Below are 18,701 nucleotides of genomic sequence, written 5' to 3'. Positions count from 1 at the left end.
CATCCAATGCGTGCCTGCCACCACATTTCCGACTATAGGCGAAACAGATAGGCTGCTTATAATAAGCAAGCTCATAATTTCACTTCGCATATAAATGCCCGACGATCCCAACCGTTATCTCGGCTTCCTGCTGAACGACGTGGCCCGGCTGCTCCGCCGATCCTTCGAGCGGCGGAGCCAGGAGCTGGGCCTGTCCCGCGCCCAGTATTCGGTGCTGGCCAACCTCTACCGGAAGGAAGGCATCCGGCAGACCAAGCTGGCGGATATCCTGGAGATCGAGCCGATCACGCTGGTCCGCCTGCTGGACCGGCTGGAGGAAGGCGGCTGGGTGGAACGGCGTCCGGACCCGACCGACCGCCGCGCCCGCTGCCTCTATTTGACGGAGAAGGCGCGGCCGATGATCGCCCGGATGAAGGCGCTGGCCGCGGAGGTCCGGGGCGTGGCGACGGAAGGCCTGCCGGAAGAGGACAGGGAACGGCTGCTCGACATGCTGAGCCACATCAAGACGAACCTCCTGAACGAGGACCGCCCTTCTCATTCCACCAATCCATTGCCCACCCACCCATCGCGCGATTCCAAAAATGCCTGACACCAGCACGCCCGAAACGCTTCCCGAAGCCGGAACGACCTCGCCGATCCCGCCGCCGCGCCCGCGCCGGCGGAAAAGGCTGGCCCTGCTGCTGGCCGGACCGCTGCTGGCGCTGGCGGTCGGCGGCTATTTGTGGCTGACGAGCGGACGCTACATCGCCACGGAGAACGCCTATCTCCAGGCCGACATGATCATGGTCAGCGCCGACGTGTCCGGACGGACGGTCGAGATCGCGGTGTCGGAGAACCAGCCCGTCGAGGCCGGAGACACGCTGTTCCGCATCGATCCCCTGCCGTTCGAGATCGCGCTGCGCGAAGCCGCGGCCAAGGTGGCGTCCGCGCGGGCCGAGATGGCCGCCCTGAAGGCGGAGCACACCCAGGTCGAGGCGACGCTGGTCAATGCCGAAGAGACGGTAGCCTACGCCAGCAGCGAGTTCGAGCGGCAACAGCGGCTGCGCGCGGAGGGCGTCAACAGCCAGAGCGCGCTGGACGATGCGCGGCACGTCCTGCGGCAGGCCGAGAGCCGGCTTGCCGTCGCACGCGCGGAGCTTGCCAGCATCGTCGCGCGGCTGGGCGGCGATCCGGAGACGCCGATCGAGGAACTGCCCGCCGTCCTCGCCGCCGAAGCGGCCAGGGACCAGGCGGCGCTGGACCTCCGCCATGCCACGATCACCGCCCCGACGGACGGGATCGCGAGCAATGTCGACCTTCAGGTCGGCGAATACATCCAGGCGAGCGAGCCGGCCTTCGCGCTGCTGGCGGCGGAAACGCCGTGGGTGGAAGCGAACCTGAAGGAAACCGACCTGACCCATCTGGCGGTCGGGCAGGAGGCGGAGATCGTGGTCGACGCCTATCCGGACCGGACGTTCCACGCCCATGTCGCGAGCATCAGCCCGGCGACGGGGGCGGAGTTCTCCATCCTTCCCGCCCAGAACGCCAGCGGCAACTGGGTCAAGGTCGTGCAGCGCGTGCCGGTGCGGCTGGCGTTCGACGACGCGCAAGCGGCGGTCGTCCTGCGGTCCGGCATGAGCGTCGAAGTCACGATCGACACCGGCTCCACCCACCGGCAGACGCCGGAGATCGTTTCCTCCGCCCTCGCCTTCGCGGGCGTCGGGTCCTAGCCGTGAGCGCTTCCGCGGGCGCGGCCGGCAAGGAGACGGCAGGCCGGGGACTGCTCGTCGTCTCGGTGATGCTGGCGACGATCATGCAGGTGATCGACACCACCATCGCCAACGTCGCCCTGCCGGAGATGCAGGGCAGCCTGTCGGCGACGCGCGACCAGATATCCTGGGTCCTGACCTCCTATATCGTCGCGGCGGCCATCATGACGCCGCCGACCGGCTGGCTGGCCGAGCGGCTGGGCCGCCGCCGGCTGTTCCTGATCTGCATCACCGGCTTCACCACGGCGTCGGTGCTGTGCGGGTTCGCCGGGTCGATCGGGTCCATGGTGGCCTTCCGCATCCTGCAGGGACTCTTCGGCGCGGCGCTGGTGCCGCTGTCGCAATCCACGCTCTTGAACGCCTATCCGCCGGAGAAGCATGGCCAGGCCATGGCGCTGTGGGGCGTGGGCATCATGGTGGGACCGATCCTGGGGCCGACGGTGGGCGGCTACCTGACCGAATATTACAGCTGGCACTGGGTGTTCTTCATCAATGTGCCGGTCGGCATCCTGGCCTTCCTGGGCGTCGCCGCTTCGATTCCCGACAGCACGCCGAACGACCGGCCGTTCGATTTCGCCGGCTTCGCGTTCCTCAGCCTTGCGGTCGGCGCGTTCCAGATGATGCTGGACCGGGGCGAGTCGCTGGACTGGTTCGCCTCGACCGAGATCAAGGTGGAGGCGGGGCTGGCCTTCGCCTGCTTCTGGATGTTCCTTGTCCACGCCAGGACCGCGAAAACGCCCTTCGTCGATCTTGGCCTGTTCAAGGACCGCAACTTCGCCAGCGGATCGGTCTTCATCTTCATCGTCGGGATCGTGCTGCTGGCGACGCTGGCGCTGCTGCCGCCCTTCCTCCAGCAACTGATGGGCTATCCGGTGATGACGACGGGGCTGGTGCTGGCCCCGCGTGGCGTCGGCACCATGATCTCGATGATCGTGGTCGGCCGCATATTGGGCAAGGTCGACGCCCGGTTCCCCATCCTGGCGGGCCTGATGCTGACCGCCCTGTCGCTCCACCAGATGGCGGGCTTCACCATGGAGGTGGGCATCCGCGACATCGTGGTGAGCGGCCTGATCCAGGGGGCGGGGCTGGGGCTGATCTTCGTGCCCTTGAGCACCATGACCTTCGCCACCCTGCCGACGCGGGCGCGGACGGAGGCGGCGGGGCTGTTCAGCCTGATCCGGAACATCGGGTCGAGCGTCGGCATCTCGATCGTGATGAGCCTCCTGAGCCGGAACGGGACTATCAACCATGCGACGCTGACCGAGCATGTCACCCCGTTCAACGAGATGCTCCAGCGGCCCTGGCTGCCCGACGCCTGGTCGCTGGACGCGCCGGCCGGGCTGGCGGCGCTGAACGCGGAAATCACGCGGCAGGCGACGCAGATCGCCTTCCTGAACGACTTCAAGCTGATGATGGTGGTGACGCTGGCGGCGGCGCCGCTGCTGCTGCTGCTGCGGTCCCCGAAACACGCCGCGAGCCCGCCGGGAAGGCCCGCGGCCCCGGCGGCCGATCACTGACCGGCCGCCGGGGGTTTGGTCGGTCATTCCCGACTTGATCAGGAATCCATAGGCTATCGCCGCGTCGCCGATGGCGTAAGACTGTCACCGTCCCGGCCGCCATCGACATCGTATGGATTCCGGATCAAGTCCGGAATGACCAACAAAAACAACGTCATGCTGGACTTGATCCAGCATCCATAGACCTTGGCCGCCTCACCGGCCGGCGGCCTTGGCGGCTTCCTCCTCCAGAAGCGCCTTGCGCGACAGCTTGCCGATCATGGTCTTCGGCAGTTCGTCCCGAAACTCCACCTGCTTGGGCATCTCGATCGCGGAGAGATGGTCCTTGAGGAAGGCCTTCAGCCCGTCGGCGTCGAGGGGCTGGCCTTCCTTCAGCTTGATGTAGGCTTTCACCGTCTGGCCGCGATACTGGTCCGGCACGCCGGCCACGACGCATTCCGCCACCGCCGGGTGCTGGTAGATCGCCTCCTCCACATTGCGAGGATAGATGTTGTAGCCGCCGGCCAGGATCAGGTCCTTGATGCGGTCGACGATGAAGGTATAACCCTCATCGTCGAGATAGCCGACATCGCCGGTGTGCAGCCGGCCGTCGACCAGCGTCCTGGCCGTCTCCTCCGGCTTGTTCCAGTAGCCCAGCATGACCTGCGGGCCGCGGACGCAGACCTCCCCCCGCTCATTGAGACCCAGAACGCGGCGCGGCTCGTCAAGCGACACGATCTCGATCGTCGTGCCGGGCAGCGGCAGGCCGATGGAGCCGGTCTTGTTCTTGCCGGCCACCGGATTGCAGGTGGCGACCGGGGAGCATTCCGACAGCCCGTACCCTTCCACGAGCCGGCAGCCGGTCAGCTTCTCGAAATCCTGCTTGACCTCGATCGGCAGCGGCGCGCCGCCGGAGATGCAGAACTTGATCGAGGCGAGATCATACTTGTCCCGTTCCTTGTGGTTGTTGATGGCGGTGTAGATCGTCGGCACCGCGGGGAACAGGGTCGGCTTCTTCCGGTCGATCGTCTTCATCACCGTGCCGATCTCGAACCTAGGCAGCATCAGGATGGTCGCGCCCAGATAGATCGACAGGTTCATCACCGCCGTCATGGCGAAGACGTGGAAGAAGGGCAGCACACCCAGCATCGTCTCCTGCCCCGGCTGCGCCTCCTTGAACCAGCGCACCGCCTGGACCGTGTTGGCGTAGAGGTTGGCGTGGCTGAGCATCGCGCCCTTGGGCACGCCCGTCGTGCCGCCGGTATATTGCAGCACGCCCAGATCATCGGCCGTGACCGCGACGGGAGAGAAGGCGCCGTCATTGCGCGCCAGGTCATGGAACCAGACATGCCGGTCGTCGGACGGGATCCTCGCGACTTCCTTCCTCTTGGCGATCGGGAACAGCAGGTTCTTCGGGAAGGGCAGGATGCCGGTCATGCGGCAGACGATGATGCGGCGGAGATCGGTCTTCGCCAGCATGTGGCCGATCTTGTCGTAGAGCGCCTTCAGGTCCAGCGTCACCATGATCTCGACGCCGCTGTCGGTGATCTGGTGGGCGATCTCCTTCTCCGCATAGAGCGGGTTGAAGTTGACGACCGTGCCGCCGGCCTTCAGCACCGCATAATAGAAGATCACGAAATAGGGCGAATTGGGCAGGAAGAGGCCGACGCGGCTGCCCTTCTTCACGCCGTGGGCCTGGAGCCCCTTCACGGTGCGGTTCACCAGATCGGCGATCTGCCGGTAGGTGAAGGTCTTGTCCATGAAATCCGCGCAGACGCGGTCGCCGAATTTCGCGGCGGCGTCGTCGAGGATGGTGTGGAGCGGTTTGGGTTCAATGATCCGGCCCCATTCCACCCCCTCGGGATAGGATTTCAGCCAGGGATGTTCCGTCGTACCGGCGATGTCGTCGCCCATGGATGCCTCCCGTTCAAGTCCGATGTCCGGATCTTACGTCCGGATGAGTTGGAATCCGGTATAGGGTCGAACGCGGGGAGCGACAAGGATGGACGAAAGTCGGGCCTTCATTAGGTATACATATATATTGACATAAGATCAAAAATCGTATATAAATATGTTTACTATATGCTATATAACGTCAATATATAAGCTTACATCATGAGCGTGAAACAAACGGCTCTGCACCAATATCAGGCGATGGTGAACCGCGTCGCCCTGCGCTCCGCCTCGTTACGGATGCCGCCCGAAGGCTGGCTGCGGACCGTCAGGAAGGCTCTGGGCATGTCCGGCGCCCAGCTTGCGCGCCGGATGGGGGTGACGCGCGCGCGCATCGCCAAGATCGAACAGGCCGAACTCGATGGCGGCGTGACGCTGAGGTCGATGCAGGCGACCGCGGAGGCGATGGGCTGCCGGTTCGTCTACGCCATCGTCCCGCCACGGGCCGTGGAGGATGTCATCCAGGGCCAGGCCCGGAAGAAGGCCGCGGCGATTGTCGCTTCGGCCAGCGGACACATGGCGCTGGAGGACCAGGCCCTGCCCGAGGAAAAGATGGAGCAGGAGATATCCCGCATCGCCGGCGACCTCCTCCACGAGATGCCATCCGACTTCTGGGATGACGGGTGATTCCGGTCATGGAGTATCCCGACGGCGCCACGCCGCTGGATCCCGACGAGATGGAGGGGCTCCGGTTCAGGCATGTCGCCACGCGCGGCGAACTGGACGAGCTGGAGCAGGCGAACATCGAATCCGGACTGCTCTGGCTCGCACGCCTGCGCCGCAAGGATATACTGACCGATGAGTTCGCCATCACGCTGCACAAGCGCCTGTTCGGAGAGGTGTGGAAGTGGGCCGGCGCGTTCCGCCGCACTGGCAAGAACATCGGCGTGGACCCGATCCACATAGCGGTGGAGTTGAGAACGCTGATGGATGATGCCCGCTACTGGGCGGACAACGGCACCTACCAACCCGTCGAGGCGGCCTTGCGCCTTCATCACCGCATGGTGTCCATCCATCCCTTTCCGAACGGCAACGGACGGCACGCCCGCATCCTGGCCGACACTGTCCTGAAGCAGATCTATGGCGCGGCGGCCATAGGTTGGGCCGGCGGACACGATCTCCAGAAGATGAACGAGCGACGGATCGCGTATATCGCTGCCCTGCGCGCCGCCGACAGGGGCGACATGGGCCCGTTGATGGCGTTCGCCAGGCCGGCGGAACGGGAGGTGTGACGGCCGGATGCCTTGTCCCACCGCCACCCAGCCCCCAAGTGCCTGTCATTTCCGTCGTGGTTGAGCGAAGGTGTGGGGCGTTTCGCGGTCCCCGGCTTCCGCGATGCCCGGCACGGCGCGAGGTATGTCCAGACTTGTCCCCCACACCCTTTTCCAGCGACGGCGAAGAGAATAGCGGCCGCCTGGTCCGGCGGCTCTATCGGGAGCATCTGCGCCATCACCTGGGCACGATCGCGCTCGCCATCCTGTGCATGGCGCTGGTCGCCGCCTCCACCGCCGCGATGGCGAAGATGATGGAGCCCATCATCGACACCATCTTCACCGAGCGGCGGGGCGACATGCTGGTTCCCGTTGCCGCCGCCGTGCTGGCGATCTTCCTGGTCAAGGGCTTCGGCACCTACGCCCAGTCGGTGCTGATGAACAATGTCGGCCGCAAGATCATCGCGGAGTTGCAGGACCGGATGTTCGCCACGCTGATGCGCGCCGACCTCGCGTCCTTCCACGAGACGGCGTCGGGCAAGCTGGTCTCCCGCTTCACCTTCGATGTGCAGCAGCTTTATGGAGCCGTCGCCAACGCCATCACCGGCATGGGCAAGGACGCGCTGACGGTGGCGGCGCTGGTCATCCTGATGTTCAGCCTTGACTGGCGGCTGGCGCTGGCCGCCTTCTTCATCTTCCCCGCCGCGATGCTGCCGATCATCCGCCTGGGCAAGCGGATGCGGAAGGTGTCGCGGTCGACCCAGACGGAATTCGGGCAACTGACCGCGCAGCTTGGCCAGACGTTCCAGGGCATCCGGCACGTCAAGGCCTACAATGCCGAGGAGCGGGAGGCGGCGCGGGCGCGCGGGCTGATCTGGCAGGTCGCGCGGCTGAACCAGAAGGCGGCGCGCATCCGGTCGGCCTCCCACCCGATCATGGAGGCGCTGGGCGGTATCGCCATCGTCATCATCATCCTCTATGGCGGCAGCCAGGTGATCGAGGGCGAGCGGACGGCCGGGTCCTTCTTCTCCTTCATCACGGCGCTTCTCCTGGCCTATGAGCCGATGAAGAAGCTGGCGCAGCTGAACAGCACGCTCCAGCAAGGCATGGCGGCGGCCCAGCGGGTGTTCGCCACGATCGACGAGGAGCCGCGCATTCGCGACCGGGACGGCGCGGAGACGCTGCCGCGCGTCGAGGGCCGGATCGAGCTGAAGAGCGTCGAATTCGCCTATGGCGACGCCCCGGCGCTGCACGATGTGAGCCTAAATGTCCCGGCAGGGAAGACGGTGGCGCTGGTCGGCCCGTCGGGCGCCGGCAAATCGACGATCCTGAACCTGATCCCCCGCTTCTACGACGTGACGGCGGGGGCGGTCATGATCGACGGGCGCGACATACGCGACGTCACCATGAAGTCGCTGAGGGACGAGATCGCACTGGTCAGCCAGGAGGTCACGCTGTTCGACGACACGGTGCTGGCCAACATCGCCTATGGCCGGCCCGACGCGACCCAGGAGGAGGTCGAGGAAGCCGCCCGCAACGCCGCCGCACATGATTTCATCCTGTCCCTGCCCCACGGCTACGACACCATGGTCGGGGAGCAGGGGGTGAAGCTGTCGGGCGGCCAGCGCCAGCGCCTGTCGATCGCGCGGGCGATGCTGAAGGACGCTCCGATCCTGCTTCTGGACGAGGCGACCTCCGCCCTCGACACGGAATCCGAACGGCTGGTCCAGGAGGCGCTGCAAAGGCTGATGAAGGGGCGGACGACCCTGGTTATCGCCCACCGCCTGTCGACCGTCCGCGACGCCGATATCATCTACGGCATGGAGGACGGCCGCGTCGTAGAGAGCGGCTCCCACGCCGAACTGCTGACGCGCGGCGGCCTCTACGCCAAGCTGTGGAGCCTCCAGACGCGCCACCCCGAGGCGGAAAGCGACTTCATCGACGAGGAAGCCTTGCGTGTCACGGGCGGGGGCCGGGGGTAAGGCGGGCGATCGAAGGAGCTACTTGCAAACGATATCGCATAGCGATATCATCTTGCCGGTGAACAACAGGCATCGCGTCACGCTGGAACGCATTTTCGCCAACCGCGTCCCCGCAGATCTGGCGTGGCGAGACGTGGAGGCGTTGCTGAGGGCGCTTGATGCAAGCTTGAGCGAGGGCAATGGAAGCCGCATCCGGGTCGAACTCAATGGCGTGCTGGCGGTATTCCACCGCCCCCACCCTCAACCTAATACGGACAAGGGCGCGGTGAAGTCGGTTCGCATCTTTCTGGAGAATGCCGGAGTCAAGCCATGAGCCTGGACTATAAGGGGTATTCGGCCGGCCCGATCGAATTCGATGAAGAACAGGGCCTGTTCAGTGGGATCGTGATCGGACTTCGTGACGTGGTCAGCTTCGCCGGCCGTGACGCCGAAGAGTTGAAGACCGCCTTCCGCGAAAGTATCGAGGACTATCTCGCCTTCTGCGCGGAAAGGGGCAAGGAGCCCGACCGGCCATATAGCGGAAACTTCCTGGTCCGCGTCGATTCCAGCCTTCATCGCAAAGCCACCCTCTGCGCCCAATCGGAAGGGCTGAGCCTCAATAGCTGGATCGCCCGACAGATCGACGCCGCCTAGACCGCGATGGAAGCCCACGCCAACGACCTCACCTCCCTCGCCCTCACGACGACCGTCGCAGTCCTGTGCGGCCTTTTCCTCACCCGGCTGAGGCAGCCGGCGATCGTCGGCTACATATTGGCGGGCGTCGTGCTGGGGCCGACCGGGCTGGGGCTGGTCGCGAATTCGGAGAACGTATCGGTCCTGGCGGAGCTGGGGGTGCTGATGCTGCTGTTCCTGATCGGCATGGAACTCAGCCTCCGGGCCTTCACCGCCGTCCTGAAGCTGGCGCTGGGCGCGGCCCTGCTGCAGATCGCGCTGTCGCTCGCCGTCACCTTCGGCCTTAAGGCGATCCTGGGCTGGAGCACCAGCCAGGCCGTGCTGATGGGCTTCATGGTGGCGCTGTCCAGCACAGCCGTCGCGATCAAGATGCTGGAGGATGTGGGCGAGTTGCACAGCCCGGTCGGGCGGGTCACGGTGGCGGTGCTGATCGCCCAGGATCTCTGCGTCGTCCCGATGCTGGTGCTGGTCGACGCGATGGGCGGCGAAGGCGGGGTCGGCATCGCCGTCCTGGGCAAGTTGACGCTCGCCATCGGGATGCTGGCGGCGCTGATCTGGTTCCTCAGCCGCCGGCAGAAGATCGTGCTGCCGACCCATGACTGGATCAAGGGCAAGCCCGACCTGATCCCGCTGGGGGCGCTGGCCTTCTGCTTCTCCGCCGCCACGCTGACCGGCCTTCTGGGCCTTTCAGCCGCCTACGGCGCCTTCCTGGCCGGGCTGGTGATCGCCGCTTCGACCGACCGGAAGGCGACGATCCGGGCCACCCAGCCGATCCAGAGCGTGCTGCTGGTCGTCTTCTTCCTGTCGATCGGGCTGTTGATCGACCTCGATTACATCTGGGACAATCTGGGCACGGTGCTGGCTTTCCTGCTCTTCGCCGTGCTGATCAAGACCGCGATCAATATCGGCAGCCTCCGCCTGATGGGGGAGCCCTGGGAGCGGGCGTTCCCGGCGGGCGTCATCATGGGGCAGCTCGGCGAATTCTCCTTCGTCATCGCGGCGGCCGGCGTCTCGGCCGCCGCGATCGATCCGGCGGGGTCGAGGCTGGCCATCGCGGTCATCGCGCTCAGCCTGCTGGTCAGCCCGCTCTGGCTGGTGACGGCGCGGCGCTTCCACGCCGTCGCCGCGACCCGCATCCCGAGCCTGCGAACGGCGCTCCGCCTGGTCTATGGCGAGGAAATCCACGCCGTCGTCCGGGCCGCCGACGCCACGGAGCGCGGCGGCAGGGCGACCGCCGGCCGGCTGCACGGCCTGCTCTACCGCCTCGGCCTCGTGAAGACGCCGCCCAGGCCGAAGCCCCCTACCGCCCTGCTGGCGCCGCCGGGGGAAGATGAGGATCAGAGGTGAGCGCGCAGGCGGTCCAGGGCGGCGTCGAGGGTGGAATCCTGCTTTGAGAAGCAGAAGCGAACGACGCTGGTCACGGGATCCTCGACATAGAAGGCGCTGACCGGGATGGCGGTGACCCGGGCGGTTTCGGTGATGTGGCGGCAGAACGCCTCATCGGCCCGGTCGCCCAGATCAACGTTCAGGAAATAGGTGCCCTGGCTGGCCAGCACGTCGAAGCCCAACGCAGCGAGGCCCGCGCCCAGCCGGTCGCGCTTCTTCTGCATCTCCGCGGCGAGGCCGTCGAAATAGCTGTCATCCTTGCCGAGCCCGTAGGCGATCGCGGCCTGGAGGTTTGGCGGCGTGGTGAAGGTCAGGAACTGGTGGGCCTTGCTGACAGCGGCCAGCAGCGCCGGCGCAGCGGTGATGTAGCCGACCTTCCAGCCGGTCAGCGAGAAGGTCTTGCCGGCCGAGCCGATCTTCATGCAGCGGTCCCGCATGCCCGGCAGCGCGATCAGCGGCCGATGGGCGCGGCCGTCGAAGACCAGATGCTCGTAGACCTCATCGCAGATGGCGTAGGCGTCGGCGCCGTCGACGAATTCCGCGATCAGCGAAAGCTCCACCTCATCAAACACCTTGGCGGCGGGGTTGAGCGGGTTGTTGAGCAGCACCGCCTTGGTCTTCGGCGAGAAGGCGGCGGCCAGAGCCTCGCGCGTCACCGCCCAGTCGGGCGCGGTCAGGGTGACGAAGCGCGGAACGCCGCCGGCGCGCCGGACCAGCGGCACATAGGCGTCGTAGAGCGGCTGGAACAGCACCACCTCGTCCCCCGGCTCGATCAGGGCGAAGAGGCAGGCGGCCAGCGCCTCCGTCGCGCCGGACGTCACCATGGTTTCCGTCTGCCAGTCGACATCCAGCCCGTAGAACCGCTTCTCATGGTCCGCCACCGCCTGGCGCAGCTCAGGTACCCCCATCATCGACGGGTACTGGTTCCAGCCGTTGAGCGTGGCGTCGGCGGCTTTGGCGAGGACATCGGCCGGGCCCCTGTCGTCGGGGAACCCCTGGCCGAGATTGATCGCGTCATGCTGCCGGGCGAGGCCGCTCATCACCTCGAACACGGTGGTTCCCAAGCCGGTCAGCGCCTTGTTGGTGGTCTTCACGGGGCAATTGCCTCCCGGCCTGTAGGTGAAAGATGGGTCTGGGAGGGTGTAGCCAAAGGAGAGCCGTCCCGTCCAGAGGTGGCGGGGCGTTGCCGTCGCCCCCGGCATCGGGTTACGATTTGACCAATCGGTCAGGTTTCGGCGCAACAAGCATCAACGAAAGGCCGCGCCGGACGCAACGAGCAGGCAAGAATCCAACAGGGGGTTTCACGCATGTCCACGCTGATCCGCGGCGGTACCGTCGTCAACGCCGACAGCACCTTTCGAGCCGACGTCTATTGCGAAGGCGGAAACATCAAGGCGATCGGGGAGAACCTGGACGCGCCGATTGACGCCAGGGTCGTCGACGCCGGCGGCGGCTATGTCATGCCGGGCGGCATCGACCCGCACACCCATATGGAACTGCCCTTCATGGGCACCGTCGCGTCGGAAGATTTCTTCACCGGGACCGCGGCCGGCATGGCCGGCGGCAACACGATGATCATCGATTTCGTCATCCCCAACCCCGAGCAGGGGCTGATCGACGCCTATCAGCAATGGATGCAGAAGGCCGGCAAGGCGGCCGGAGACTACAGCTTCCACGTCGCCGTCACCTGGTGGTCCGACCAGGTGGAGAAGGAGATGGGCATCCTGACCCGGGAGAACGGGGTCAACAGCTTCAAGCACTTCATGGCCTACAAGAACGCCATCATGGTCGAGGACGACGTGCTGATGAAGTCGTTCCGCCGCTGCCTGGAGCTGGGCGCGGTGCCGACCGTCCATGCGGAGAATGGCGAGGTCGTCTACCTGATGCAGAAGGCGCTGCTGGAGGCCGGCATCACCGGGCCGGAGGGCCACCCCCTCTCCCGCCCCGCGGAGGTCGAGGGCGAGGCCGCCAACCGCGCCATCGCGATCGCCGGCATGGTCGGAGCGCCTCTCTATATCGTCCATGTGAGTTGCAAGGATTCCCTGGACGCCATCGCGCGGGCCCGTTCCTCCGGCCAGCGGGTCTATGGCGAGGTGCTGGCCCAGCATCTGGCGGTGGACGACAGCGTCTACCGGAACAAGGAATGGGCCCAGGCGGCGGGCCATGTGATGAGCCCCCCCTTCCGGCCCAAGCACCATCAGGACGCGCTGTGGGCGGGGCTGATGAACGGCACCGCCCAGACCACCGCCACCGACCATTGCTGCTTCTGCGAACCACAGAAGGCGGCCGGCCGCGACGATTTCACCAAGATTCCCAACGGCACCGCCGGCGTCGAGGACCGGATGGCGGTGCTGTGGTCCGAAGGGGTGCGCAAGGGCAGGCTGACGCCGCAGGAGTTCGTCGCCGTCACGTCGGCCAATTGCGCACAGATCTTCAACATCTATCCGCGGCGGGGACGGGTCGCCGTAGGGTCGGACGCCGCCCTGGTCGTGTGGGACCCGGCGGGCACCCGGACGATCAGCGCGAAGACCCACCACCAGAATGTCGACTTCAACGTGTTCGAGGGGATGGAGGTCACCGGAACCTGCGCGGTCACGGTCAGCGACGGCAAGGTGGTGTGGGAGAACGGGCAACTGGATGTCGAGCAGGGGGTGGGGAAATACATCCCCCGGCCGACCTTCCCCGTCCTCTACGACGCCGTCCAGAAGCGCAACGAGGCGAACCGCCCGCGCGCGGTGGAAAGGGAACCCAGCCGCCACGTCACGCCCTGATGCCGGCCACTCCCTTGCGACCCAACCGTTACGGGGCCGAAATCCGTTAACCGGATCGAAACACAGATCGACCAGCATGGATCGATGAGCGAGGATCGCTCTCCCCGCCGGGTCGGGAGAACGATCGTCGCGCCGGGCATTCGGGCTTTCGGTATCCATGGCGATGGCGGCGTCCACGCAACCCACGGCCGATCTGACGCGTTTCGTCGATCTTGCAAAACAGAAGACGCTCGACAGCCGTCACGTCCTGTTCGGCAATATCGCGGAACTGTTTCTTCGGGAGAACGGCAGACTGACCGACCGTGAACGGGCGCAGATGACGGCGATCCTGCACGACCTGATCTCAGAGGTCGAATGGCAGGTCCGGCGGACTCTGGCGGACCGGCTCAAGGACAGCGAGGAGGCGCCGCAGGAGCTGGTGCTGCTGCTGGCCAATGACGAGATCGAGATCGCCAAGCCGATCCTGGTCGAAAGCCCGGCCCTTCGCGATCCGGACCTGATCGGCATCGTTCGCCTTCGGGACCGGGAGTACCGGCTTGCCATATCGCTACGGAAGAACCTTTCGGAGCAGGTCTCCGACGCCATCATCGCGACCGACGACATCGACGCCATCGAAAGCCTGCTGCGCAATCCCGATGCCAGGCTATCGGCCCAGGCGATGGAGTATCTGGTCGCCGAGGCCCAGCGGATCGACCGGCTGCAGCGCCCCCTCCTCCAGCGCAGCGACCTGCCGGCGGATCTCGCCATGCGGCTCTACTGGTGGGTGTCGGCGGCGCTGAGGCAGCATATCCTCCGCGCCTTCCCGCTGGACGAATTCCGCGTCGACGAGATACTGGAGGAAGCGGCGCAGGCGGCCGCGGCGGCGGATCCGGGCACGCCCATGGCCGAGACGGCGCGCCGGATGGTCGACGCCATCGCGGAAGTCCACCCGCTGACGCCGGCGCTTCTGACGCAACTCCTGCGGACGGGAAGGTTGCCCGCGCTCGTCGCCGCCGTCAGCCGCGTGACGGGGCTGAACGACGGGTTGGCCCGCCGGACCCTGCTGTCCGACGATCATGAGAGCATCGCCGTCGTCTGCAAGGCCTGCCAGTTCGACCGGAACCAGTTCGCGACCTTTTTCCTTCTATTGCATGGCGGCGGCCGGAAGGACGCCTCGCCGACGAGCCTGCTGCCGAAGGTGCTGGATTTTTATGATGAAATTTCTGAGGAGAGCGCCAAAAGGATCATTCGTTTCTGGGCGCGCCATCCCGACTATTCCAAAGCTATCGAGGATTTGACAGAAAGCCGATAAACGTATAGAGCGAAATCCAAATTTAGGTAAAATTTGTTTCGTTTTCGCGTACAGCGACTATACTCCGCATCGAAAGAGGTATTGGGCGACGGTCTCCATGAAGGTTCCGACCAATTTGCGATCGCTCTGCGAAGGTATCGTGGCCGACGGCGCATTCCCGATCACCGTCTTCGACGGCCGGGGCCAATTCCTGTTCGCCAACAACAGCTTCGAACGGCTGTTCAGCCTGCGGTTCGAGGATTTCAACGACAGCCCGCAGCTTCACGCCTTCAACCGCCATGTGACGGAAAGGGTGATCCCGGCCCTGGCGGCGGAGCCGCGTTTCGCCGATCGCCACCGGCTGGGCTTTCCCGAGCAGGAGTTCGACGTCCAGTACCAGTTCGTGAAGGCGGACCGTGGCGAACCGTTCCTGGTCGCGCTGTTCCAGAATGTCGGGGAGACGGTGAACCAGGCGGAACGCGCGCTGCGCCAGCAGCACCGGTTCTTCGACTTCGCCGAATGCTCGTCCGACTGGATGTGGGAGATCGACACCCACGGCACGCTGACCTTCATCTCCGACCAGTTCACCCGCATCGCCGGCTGCCCGCCCAGCCTGTTCATCGGCACCGCCTTCGGCGATCTGGGCGATTTCGTGCGGCCGGAGGCAGCGGATTTCACCGCCACCCAGGAATTCAGGAACCGACGCCCTTTTCGGGACTGGATATTCGAGATCACGGAGCGCGCCGGCGCCAAGCGGCAGCAGCGGCTGAACGGCATGCCGGTCTTCGACGACCATGGCGGCTTTGCCGGCTTCCGGGGCACCGGCACCGACATCACGGAGCAATATGCGACGGAACGGGCGCTGCGCACCTCACGCGACCAGCTAGACGGGACGGTGCGCAAGCTGAGCGAGCGGAGCGTTGAGCTTCTGCTGGCGCTGGAGGCCGCGCAGGCCGCGAACCGGACGCAGACGGAGTTCCTGGCCAATGTGAGCCATGAGCTGCGCACGCCGCTCAATGCCATCATCGGCTTCGCCGAAGTGATGGCGGGCAACATGTTCGGCCCACTGGGCAGCGACAAGTACCAGTCCTACGTCCAGGACATCCACACCAGCGCCACCCATCTGCATGAGCTGATCACCGACGTTCTGGAACTCTCCAAGGTGGAGTCGGGCAATACCGAGCTTCGCCTGGCCGAGGTCGATATCAATGAGGAGATCCGGTACTGCATCCGGATGATCGAGGTCAGGGCCAACAGCAAGAAGCTGAAGATCGAGTTCGGCGCAATCAACGCGGCCGTCATCGTCCAAGCCGACCGCCGGGCAGTGCGCCAGATGCTGACGAACCTCCTGTCGAACGCGGTCAAGTTCACGCCGGAAGGCGGCGCCATCCGCGTGACCGCCCATCAGCGCGGCGGCAAGCTGGAGATCAGCGTGGTGGATTCCGGCATCGGCATCCTTCCGGCCGACCTTGAGAACATCACTCGGCCCTTCGCCCGCGGCAGCCAGAAGACGGTCCAGCAGCTCGAAGGGACGGGGCTGGGCCTCGCCGTCACCAAGTCTCTGGCAGAGCTGCATGGCGGCGGATTGCAGATCGAAAGCAACGCCGGCAAGGGCACGGCGGTCACGATCACCCTCCCGGCCGTCCAGTCGGACGAACTCCAGGAGATGACGGCGGCCTGAGGGCTGCGGTCTCCGGGCATGCATCCTTCGACAAGCTCAAGATTGAGGTGAAAGGGGAGATTTTCGCCTCTTCCTCATGGTGAGCCTGTCGAACCATGTTGGCGCCTCACCTTCCGAAGGAAGCGGCGCTTCGTTCTTCGCCAACGGTGAAGCGGCGAGGGCCTACGGATTCCCGATCAGGTCGGGAATGACCAACAAAAACAATGGCGTGCGAAACTATGTGCGCCACATCCTTACGGGCTCGGGGCAAGGGAAAAATTCGAAGTCACCCCGGACTTGATCCGGGGTCCATAGGACATCGAAGCCGGCACGGATCGCGTCCGTTCTTCGCCGATGGCGAAGCGGCTATGGCCAATGGATTCCGGATCAGGTCCGGAATGACCAACAGAAACAATGGCGTGGCGTCCGTCCTCTACCGCCGGTGCCAGGCGAGGGCCGTTTTCAGGATCGTGGGGAGGTCGGAGCGGGTGGGTTTCCAGCCGAGTTCGCGCATGGCGAGGGACGGGTCGGCGACCAGTTCCGCCGGGTCGCCGGCGCGGCGGGGGGCGTTTTCGTGGGGGATGGGGGAGCCCAGCGCGCGGCCGGCCTCGTCCAGGATCTGGCGGACGGAGTAGCCGTCGCCGGTGCCCAGGTTGGCGGCCAGGCTTTCCCCACCGGCCATGAGCCGCTTCAGCGCCAGCACATGGGCGTCGGCGAGGTCGGAGACATGGACATAGTCCCGGACGGCCGTGCCATCCGGCGTCGGGTAATCGGTCCCGAAGAGCTTGACCGGCGGGCGCTTTCCCATGCCGGCTTCCAGCACCAGCGGGACGAGATGAGTTTCGGGGTCGTGCGCTTCCCCCGTTTCGCCGTCCGGATCGGCTCCGGCGGCGTTGAAATAGCGCAGCGCCGCCCAGCGTATTCCGTAGGCCCCGCCATACCATTTCAGCGCCCGCTCCACCGCCAGCTTGGTTTCCCCGTAGGGATTGATCGGAAGCTGCGGATGGTCCTCCGGGATCGGGTTCCGCTCCGGCGTGCCATAGGTGGCGGCGGAGGAGGAGAAGACGATTGAGGAGATCCCCGCGTCCCGCATCGCGTCCAGCAGCCCCAGCGTGTTGGTCACGTTGTTGGCGTAGTACTTGGCCGGCTGCTCCACCGATTCGCCGACATAGAGGTAGGCGGCGAAATGCATTACCGCCTCGATCTTCTCCTCCGTCAGCAGCCGGCCGAGTAGCGCGCGGTCGCCAAGGTCGCCCTTGACCAGCGGCCCCCAGCGCACCGCCTGCTCATGGCCGTTGATCAGGGAGTCGAGCGTCACCGGCATGAAGCCGGCGCGCGCCAGGGCCTTGCAGGCGTGGCTGCCGATATAGCCGGCGCCGCCGGCGACGAGGACTCGGGTCATAAGAGCTTCCTGTCGAGGTTCGGGGGGGAAGACGCTGGACGGGCTTCCTTCCAACAGCAGCAACCGGGCGGAAAAAAGGCGGGGCTCGACGGCCCCGCCTCTTTCATGCCTCCGGGATTACCGGGAGATCACATCTCCATCGCCGCTTCCCAGGGCCCGTGGGTCCAGGCGGCCTCGCCCGGATCCTCGGTAATGACGGGGTCGCTCTCGCCGGTCATCAACACGTCAACGGTGCGCCGGTAGGCTTCCGGGTCGAGATAGCCCAGCCCCTTGCCCGTCGGGTCGGTGATGAGGGTCGCGATGTTCTCAAGCTGGCGCGCCTGGACCTCCAGCGTCGCCGCGCCGGAGGGATCGTTATCGACCACGATCTGGGCGGATTCCTCGACATTGTCGATGGCGTACTGCCAGCCCTTCATCGAGGCCGCGATGAAGCGGGACAGCTTGTCGACGAATTCCGGATCCTCCAGATTCTCCTCCAGCACGTAGAGCCCGTCTTCCAGCGTCGCCACCCCCTGATCCTCATAGAAGAAGGTGATCAGCTCATCCTCCGTCATGCCGGCGTCGATGAGCTGCCAATATTCATTGTAGATCATGGTGGAAATGCAGTCCGCCTGACCCTGAAGCAGCGGATCGACGTTGAAGCCCTGGCGCAGCACCGTCACGTCGGCGTCGGGGCCGGAGGTCGAATAGCCCAGCTTGTCCATCCAGGAGAGGAAGGGATATTCGTTGCCGGCGAACCAGACACCCAGCGTGTGGCCGGGAAAATCCTCAGGCGAGGTTATGCCGCTGTCCTTGTCGCAGGTCAGCATCATGCCCGACCGGTCGAAGACCTGGGCGACGTTGACCAGCGGCACGCCGCGTTCCCGCGCGGCCAATGCCGAGGGCATCCAGTCGACCATGACGTCGGCCCCGCCGGCCGCCAGCACCTGCGGCGGCGCGATGTCCGGCCCGCCCGGCCGGATCGTCACGTCCAGCCCGACATCCTCATAGAAGCCCTTCTCCTGCGCCACGAAATAGCCGGCGAACTGGGCCTGGGTCAGCCATTTGAGCTGAAGGGTGAATTCGTCCTGGGACTGGGCCGCGCCGCCCGTCCCGATCAGCGCGGCCGAAACCGCGAACGCCGCCAAGCTGTTCTTCATGATCGTCGCCT

At 65.6% G+C, this 18,701-nt stretch carries 16 protein-coding genes; 12 read left to right on the top strand and 4 right to left on the bottom strand.

Features of this window, described 5'->3' with window-relative positions:
- Positions 1 to 94 precede the first annotated feature (94 nt).
- From AAFN89_RS07190 to AAFN89_RS07180, 3 genes are read left to right on the top strand one after another with little or no spacing between them, the layout of a single operon-like run.
- Positions 95 to 589: a MarR family transcriptional regulator gene (locus tag AAFN89_RS07190; protein WP_347537436.1), complete on the top strand. Its 495-nt coding sequence runs from the start codon at positions 95 to 97 to the stop codon at positions 587 to 589.
- Positions 582 to 1,709: an HlyD family secretion protein gene (locus tag AAFN89_RS07185; protein ID WP_347537434.1), complete on the top strand. Its 1,128-nt coding sequence runs from the start codon at positions 582 to 584 to the stop codon at positions 1,707 to 1,709. Before AAFN89_RS07190 ends, AAFN89_RS07185 begins: the two co-directional genes overlap by 8 nt.
- A 2-nt stretch (positions 1,710 to 1,711) precedes the next feature.
- Entirely contained in the window at positions 1,712 to 3,265 is a 1,554-nt protein-coding gene (locus tag AAFN89_RS07180) for a DHA2 family efflux MFS transporter permease subunit (protein WP_347537432.1), read from the top strand.
- Between the two features lie 195 nt (positions 3,266 to 3,460).
- Here the strand turns inward: AAFN89_RS07180 and AAFN89_RS07175 are convergent, their stop codons facing one another.
- Positions 3,461 to 5,158, bottom strand: coding sequence for a long-chain fatty acid--CoA ligase (locus AAFN89_RS07175; protein WP_347537430.1), 1,698 nt, complete (start codon positions 5,156 to 5,158; stop codon positions 3,461 to 3,463).
- 201 nt (positions 5,159 to 5,359) lie between these two features.
- Between AAFN89_RS07175 and AAFN89_RS07170 the strand changes: the two genes are divergently transcribed.
- From AAFN89_RS07170 to AAFN89_RS07145, 6 genes are all read left to right on the top strand, one after another.
- Positions 5,360 to 5,824 (top strand): mobile mystery protein A, encoded by a 465-nt coding sequence (locus tag AAFN89_RS07170; RefSeq protein ID WP_347537428.1) that lies wholly within the window; start codon positions 5,360 to 5,362, stop codon positions 5,822 to 5,824.
- Between the two features lie 8 nt (positions 5,825 to 5,832).
- The gene (locus tag AAFN89_RS07165) at positions 5,833 to 6,429 is read left to right on the top strand and encodes a mobile mystery protein B (RefSeq protein WP_347537426.1); all 597 of its coding nucleotides are present in this window, start codon (positions 5,833 to 5,835) and stop codon (positions 6,427 to 6,429) included.
- Between the two features lie 134 nt (positions 6,430 to 6,563).
- The gene (gene msbA, locus AAFN89_RS07160) at positions 6,564 to 8,390 is read left to right on the top strand and encodes a lipid A export permease/ATP-binding protein MsbA (protein ID WP_347537423.1); all 1,827 of its coding nucleotides are present in this window, start codon (positions 6,564 to 6,566) and stop codon (positions 8,388 to 8,390) included.
- 22 nt (positions 8,391 to 8,412) lie between these two features.
- A complete protein-coding gene (locus AAFN89_RS07155) occupies positions 8,413 to 8,703 on the top strand; it encodes a type II toxin-antitoxin system HicA family toxin (protein WP_347537421.1) in 291 nt (96 codons plus the stop codon).
- Entirely contained in the window at positions 8,700 to 9,023 is a 324-nt protein-coding gene (locus AAFN89_RS07150) for a type II toxin-antitoxin system HicB family antitoxin (RefSeq protein ID WP_347537419.1), read from the top strand. Before AAFN89_RS07155 ends, AAFN89_RS07150 begins: the two co-directional genes overlap by 4 nt.
- Before the next feature lie 6 nt (positions 9,024 to 9,029).
- Positions 9,030 to 10,409, top strand: a complete 1,380-nt coding sequence (locus tag AAFN89_RS07145; protein ID WP_347537417.1) for a cation:proton antiporter — start codon at positions 9,030 to 9,032, stop codon at positions 10,407 to 10,409.
- Here the strand turns inward: AAFN89_RS07145 and AAFN89_RS07140 are convergent.
- The gene (locus AAFN89_RS07140; protein ID WP_347537415.1) at positions 10,400 to 11,542 is read right to left on the bottom strand and encodes an aminotransferase; all 1,143 of its coding nucleotides are present in this window, start codon (positions 11,540 to 11,542) and stop codon (positions 10,400 to 10,402) included. The two genes, AAFN89_RS07145 and AAFN89_RS07140, sit on opposite strands and share 10 nt — an antisense overlap.
- A 213-nt stretch (positions 11,543 to 11,755) precedes the next feature.
- Between AAFN89_RS07140 and hydA the strand changes: the two genes are divergently transcribed.
- The 3 genes from hydA (at position 11,756) to AAFN89_RS07125 (ending at position 16,170) form a co-directional block, all read left to right on the top strand.
- Positions 11,756 to 13,219: a dihydropyrimidinase gene (gene hydA, locus AAFN89_RS07135; RefSeq protein WP_347537413.1), complete on the top strand. Its 1,464-nt coding sequence runs from the start codon at positions 11,756 to 11,758 to the stop codon at positions 13,217 to 13,219.
- A 163-nt stretch (positions 13,220 to 13,382) separates the two neighbouring features.
- The gene (locus tag AAFN89_RS07130; protein ID WP_347537411.1) at positions 13,383 to 14,510 is read left to right on the top strand and encodes a DUF2336 domain-containing protein; all 1,128 of its coding nucleotides are present in this window, start codon (positions 13,383 to 13,385) and stop codon (positions 14,508 to 14,510) included.
- Between the two features lie 97 nt (positions 14,511 to 14,607).
- Positions 14,608 to 16,170, top strand: a complete 1,563-nt coding sequence (locus AAFN89_RS07125; protein WP_347537409.1) for a PAS domain-containing sensor histidine kinase — start codon at positions 14,608 to 14,610, stop codon at positions 16,168 to 16,170.
- A 412-nt stretch (positions 16,171 to 16,582) separates the two neighbouring features.
- On the opposite strand, the gene galE is transcribed toward AAFN89_RS07125, so the two are convergent.
- Entirely contained in the window at positions 16,583 to 17,551 is a 969-nt protein-coding gene (gene galE, locus AAFN89_RS07120; RefSeq protein WP_347537407.1) for a UDP-glucose 4-epimerase GalE, read from the bottom strand.
- Between the two features lie 128 nt (positions 17,552 to 17,679).
- The gene (locus tag AAFN89_RS07115; RefSeq protein WP_347537405.1) at positions 17,680 to 18,690 is read right to left on the bottom strand and encodes an ABC transporter substrate-binding protein; all 1,011 of its coding nucleotides are present in this window, start codon (positions 18,688 to 18,690) and stop codon (positions 17,680 to 17,682) included.
- Positions 18,691 to 18,701: the final 11 nt, after the last annotated feature.

It is taken from the genome of Inquilinus sp. CAU 1745 (assembly GCF_039839375.1).
Classification (GTDB): Bacteria; Pseudomonadota; Alphaproteobacteria; order DSM-16000; family Inquilinaceae; genus JBDOQU01.
This window is presented reverse-complemented; position numbering and strand designations above follow the sequence as displayed.

Bases quoted from the DNA above. Each gene is read 5' to 3' on its own strand.
- AAFN89_RS07130 (WP_347537411.1), top strand. From the start codon at position 13,383: ATGGCGGCGTCCACGCAACCCACGGCCGATCTGACGCGTTTCGTCGAT.
- AAFN89_RS07145 (WP_347537417.1), top strand. From the start codon at position 9,030: ATGGAAGCCCACGCCAACGACCTCACCTCCCTCGCCCTCACGACGACC.
- galE (WP_347537407.1), bottom strand. From the start codon at position 17,551: ATGACCCGAGTCCTCGTCGCCGGCGGCGCCGGCTATATCGGCAGCCAC.
- AAFN89_RS07150 (WP_347537419.1), top strand. From the start codon at position 8,700: ATGAGCCTGGACTATAAGGGGTATTCGGCCGGCCCGATCGAATTCGAT.
- AAFN89_RS07125 (WP_347537409.1), top strand. From the start codon at position 14,608: ATGAAGGTTCCGACCAATTTGCGATCGCTCTGCGAAGGTATCGTGGCC.
- AAFN89_RS07115 (WP_347537405.1), bottom strand. From the start codon at position 18,690: ATGAAGAACAGCTTGGCGGCGTTCGCGGTTTCGGCCGCGCTGATCGGG.
- AAFN89_RS07165 (WP_347537426.1), top strand. From the start codon at position 5,833: ATGGAGTATCCCGACGGCGCCACGCCGCTGGATCCCGACGAGATGGAG.
- AAFN89_RS07175 (WP_347537430.1), bottom strand. From the start codon at position 5,158: ATGGGCGACGACATCGCCGGTACGACGGAACATCCCTGGCTGAAATCC.
- AAFN89_RS07170 (WP_347537428.1), top strand. From the start codon at position 5,360: ATGAGCGTGAAACAAACGGCTCTGCACCAATATCAGGCGATGGTGAAC.
- hydA (WP_347537413.1), top strand. From the start codon at position 11,756: ATGTCCACGCTGATCCGCGGCGGTACCGTCGTCAACGCCGACAGCACC.
- AAFN89_RS07185 (WP_347537434.1), top strand. From the start codon at position 582: ATGCCTGACACCAGCACGCCCGAAACGCTTCCCGAAGCCGGAACGACC.
- AAFN89_RS07190 (WP_347537436.1), top strand. From the start codon at position 95: ATGCCCGACGATCCCAACCGTTATCTCGGCTTCCTGCTGAACGACGTG.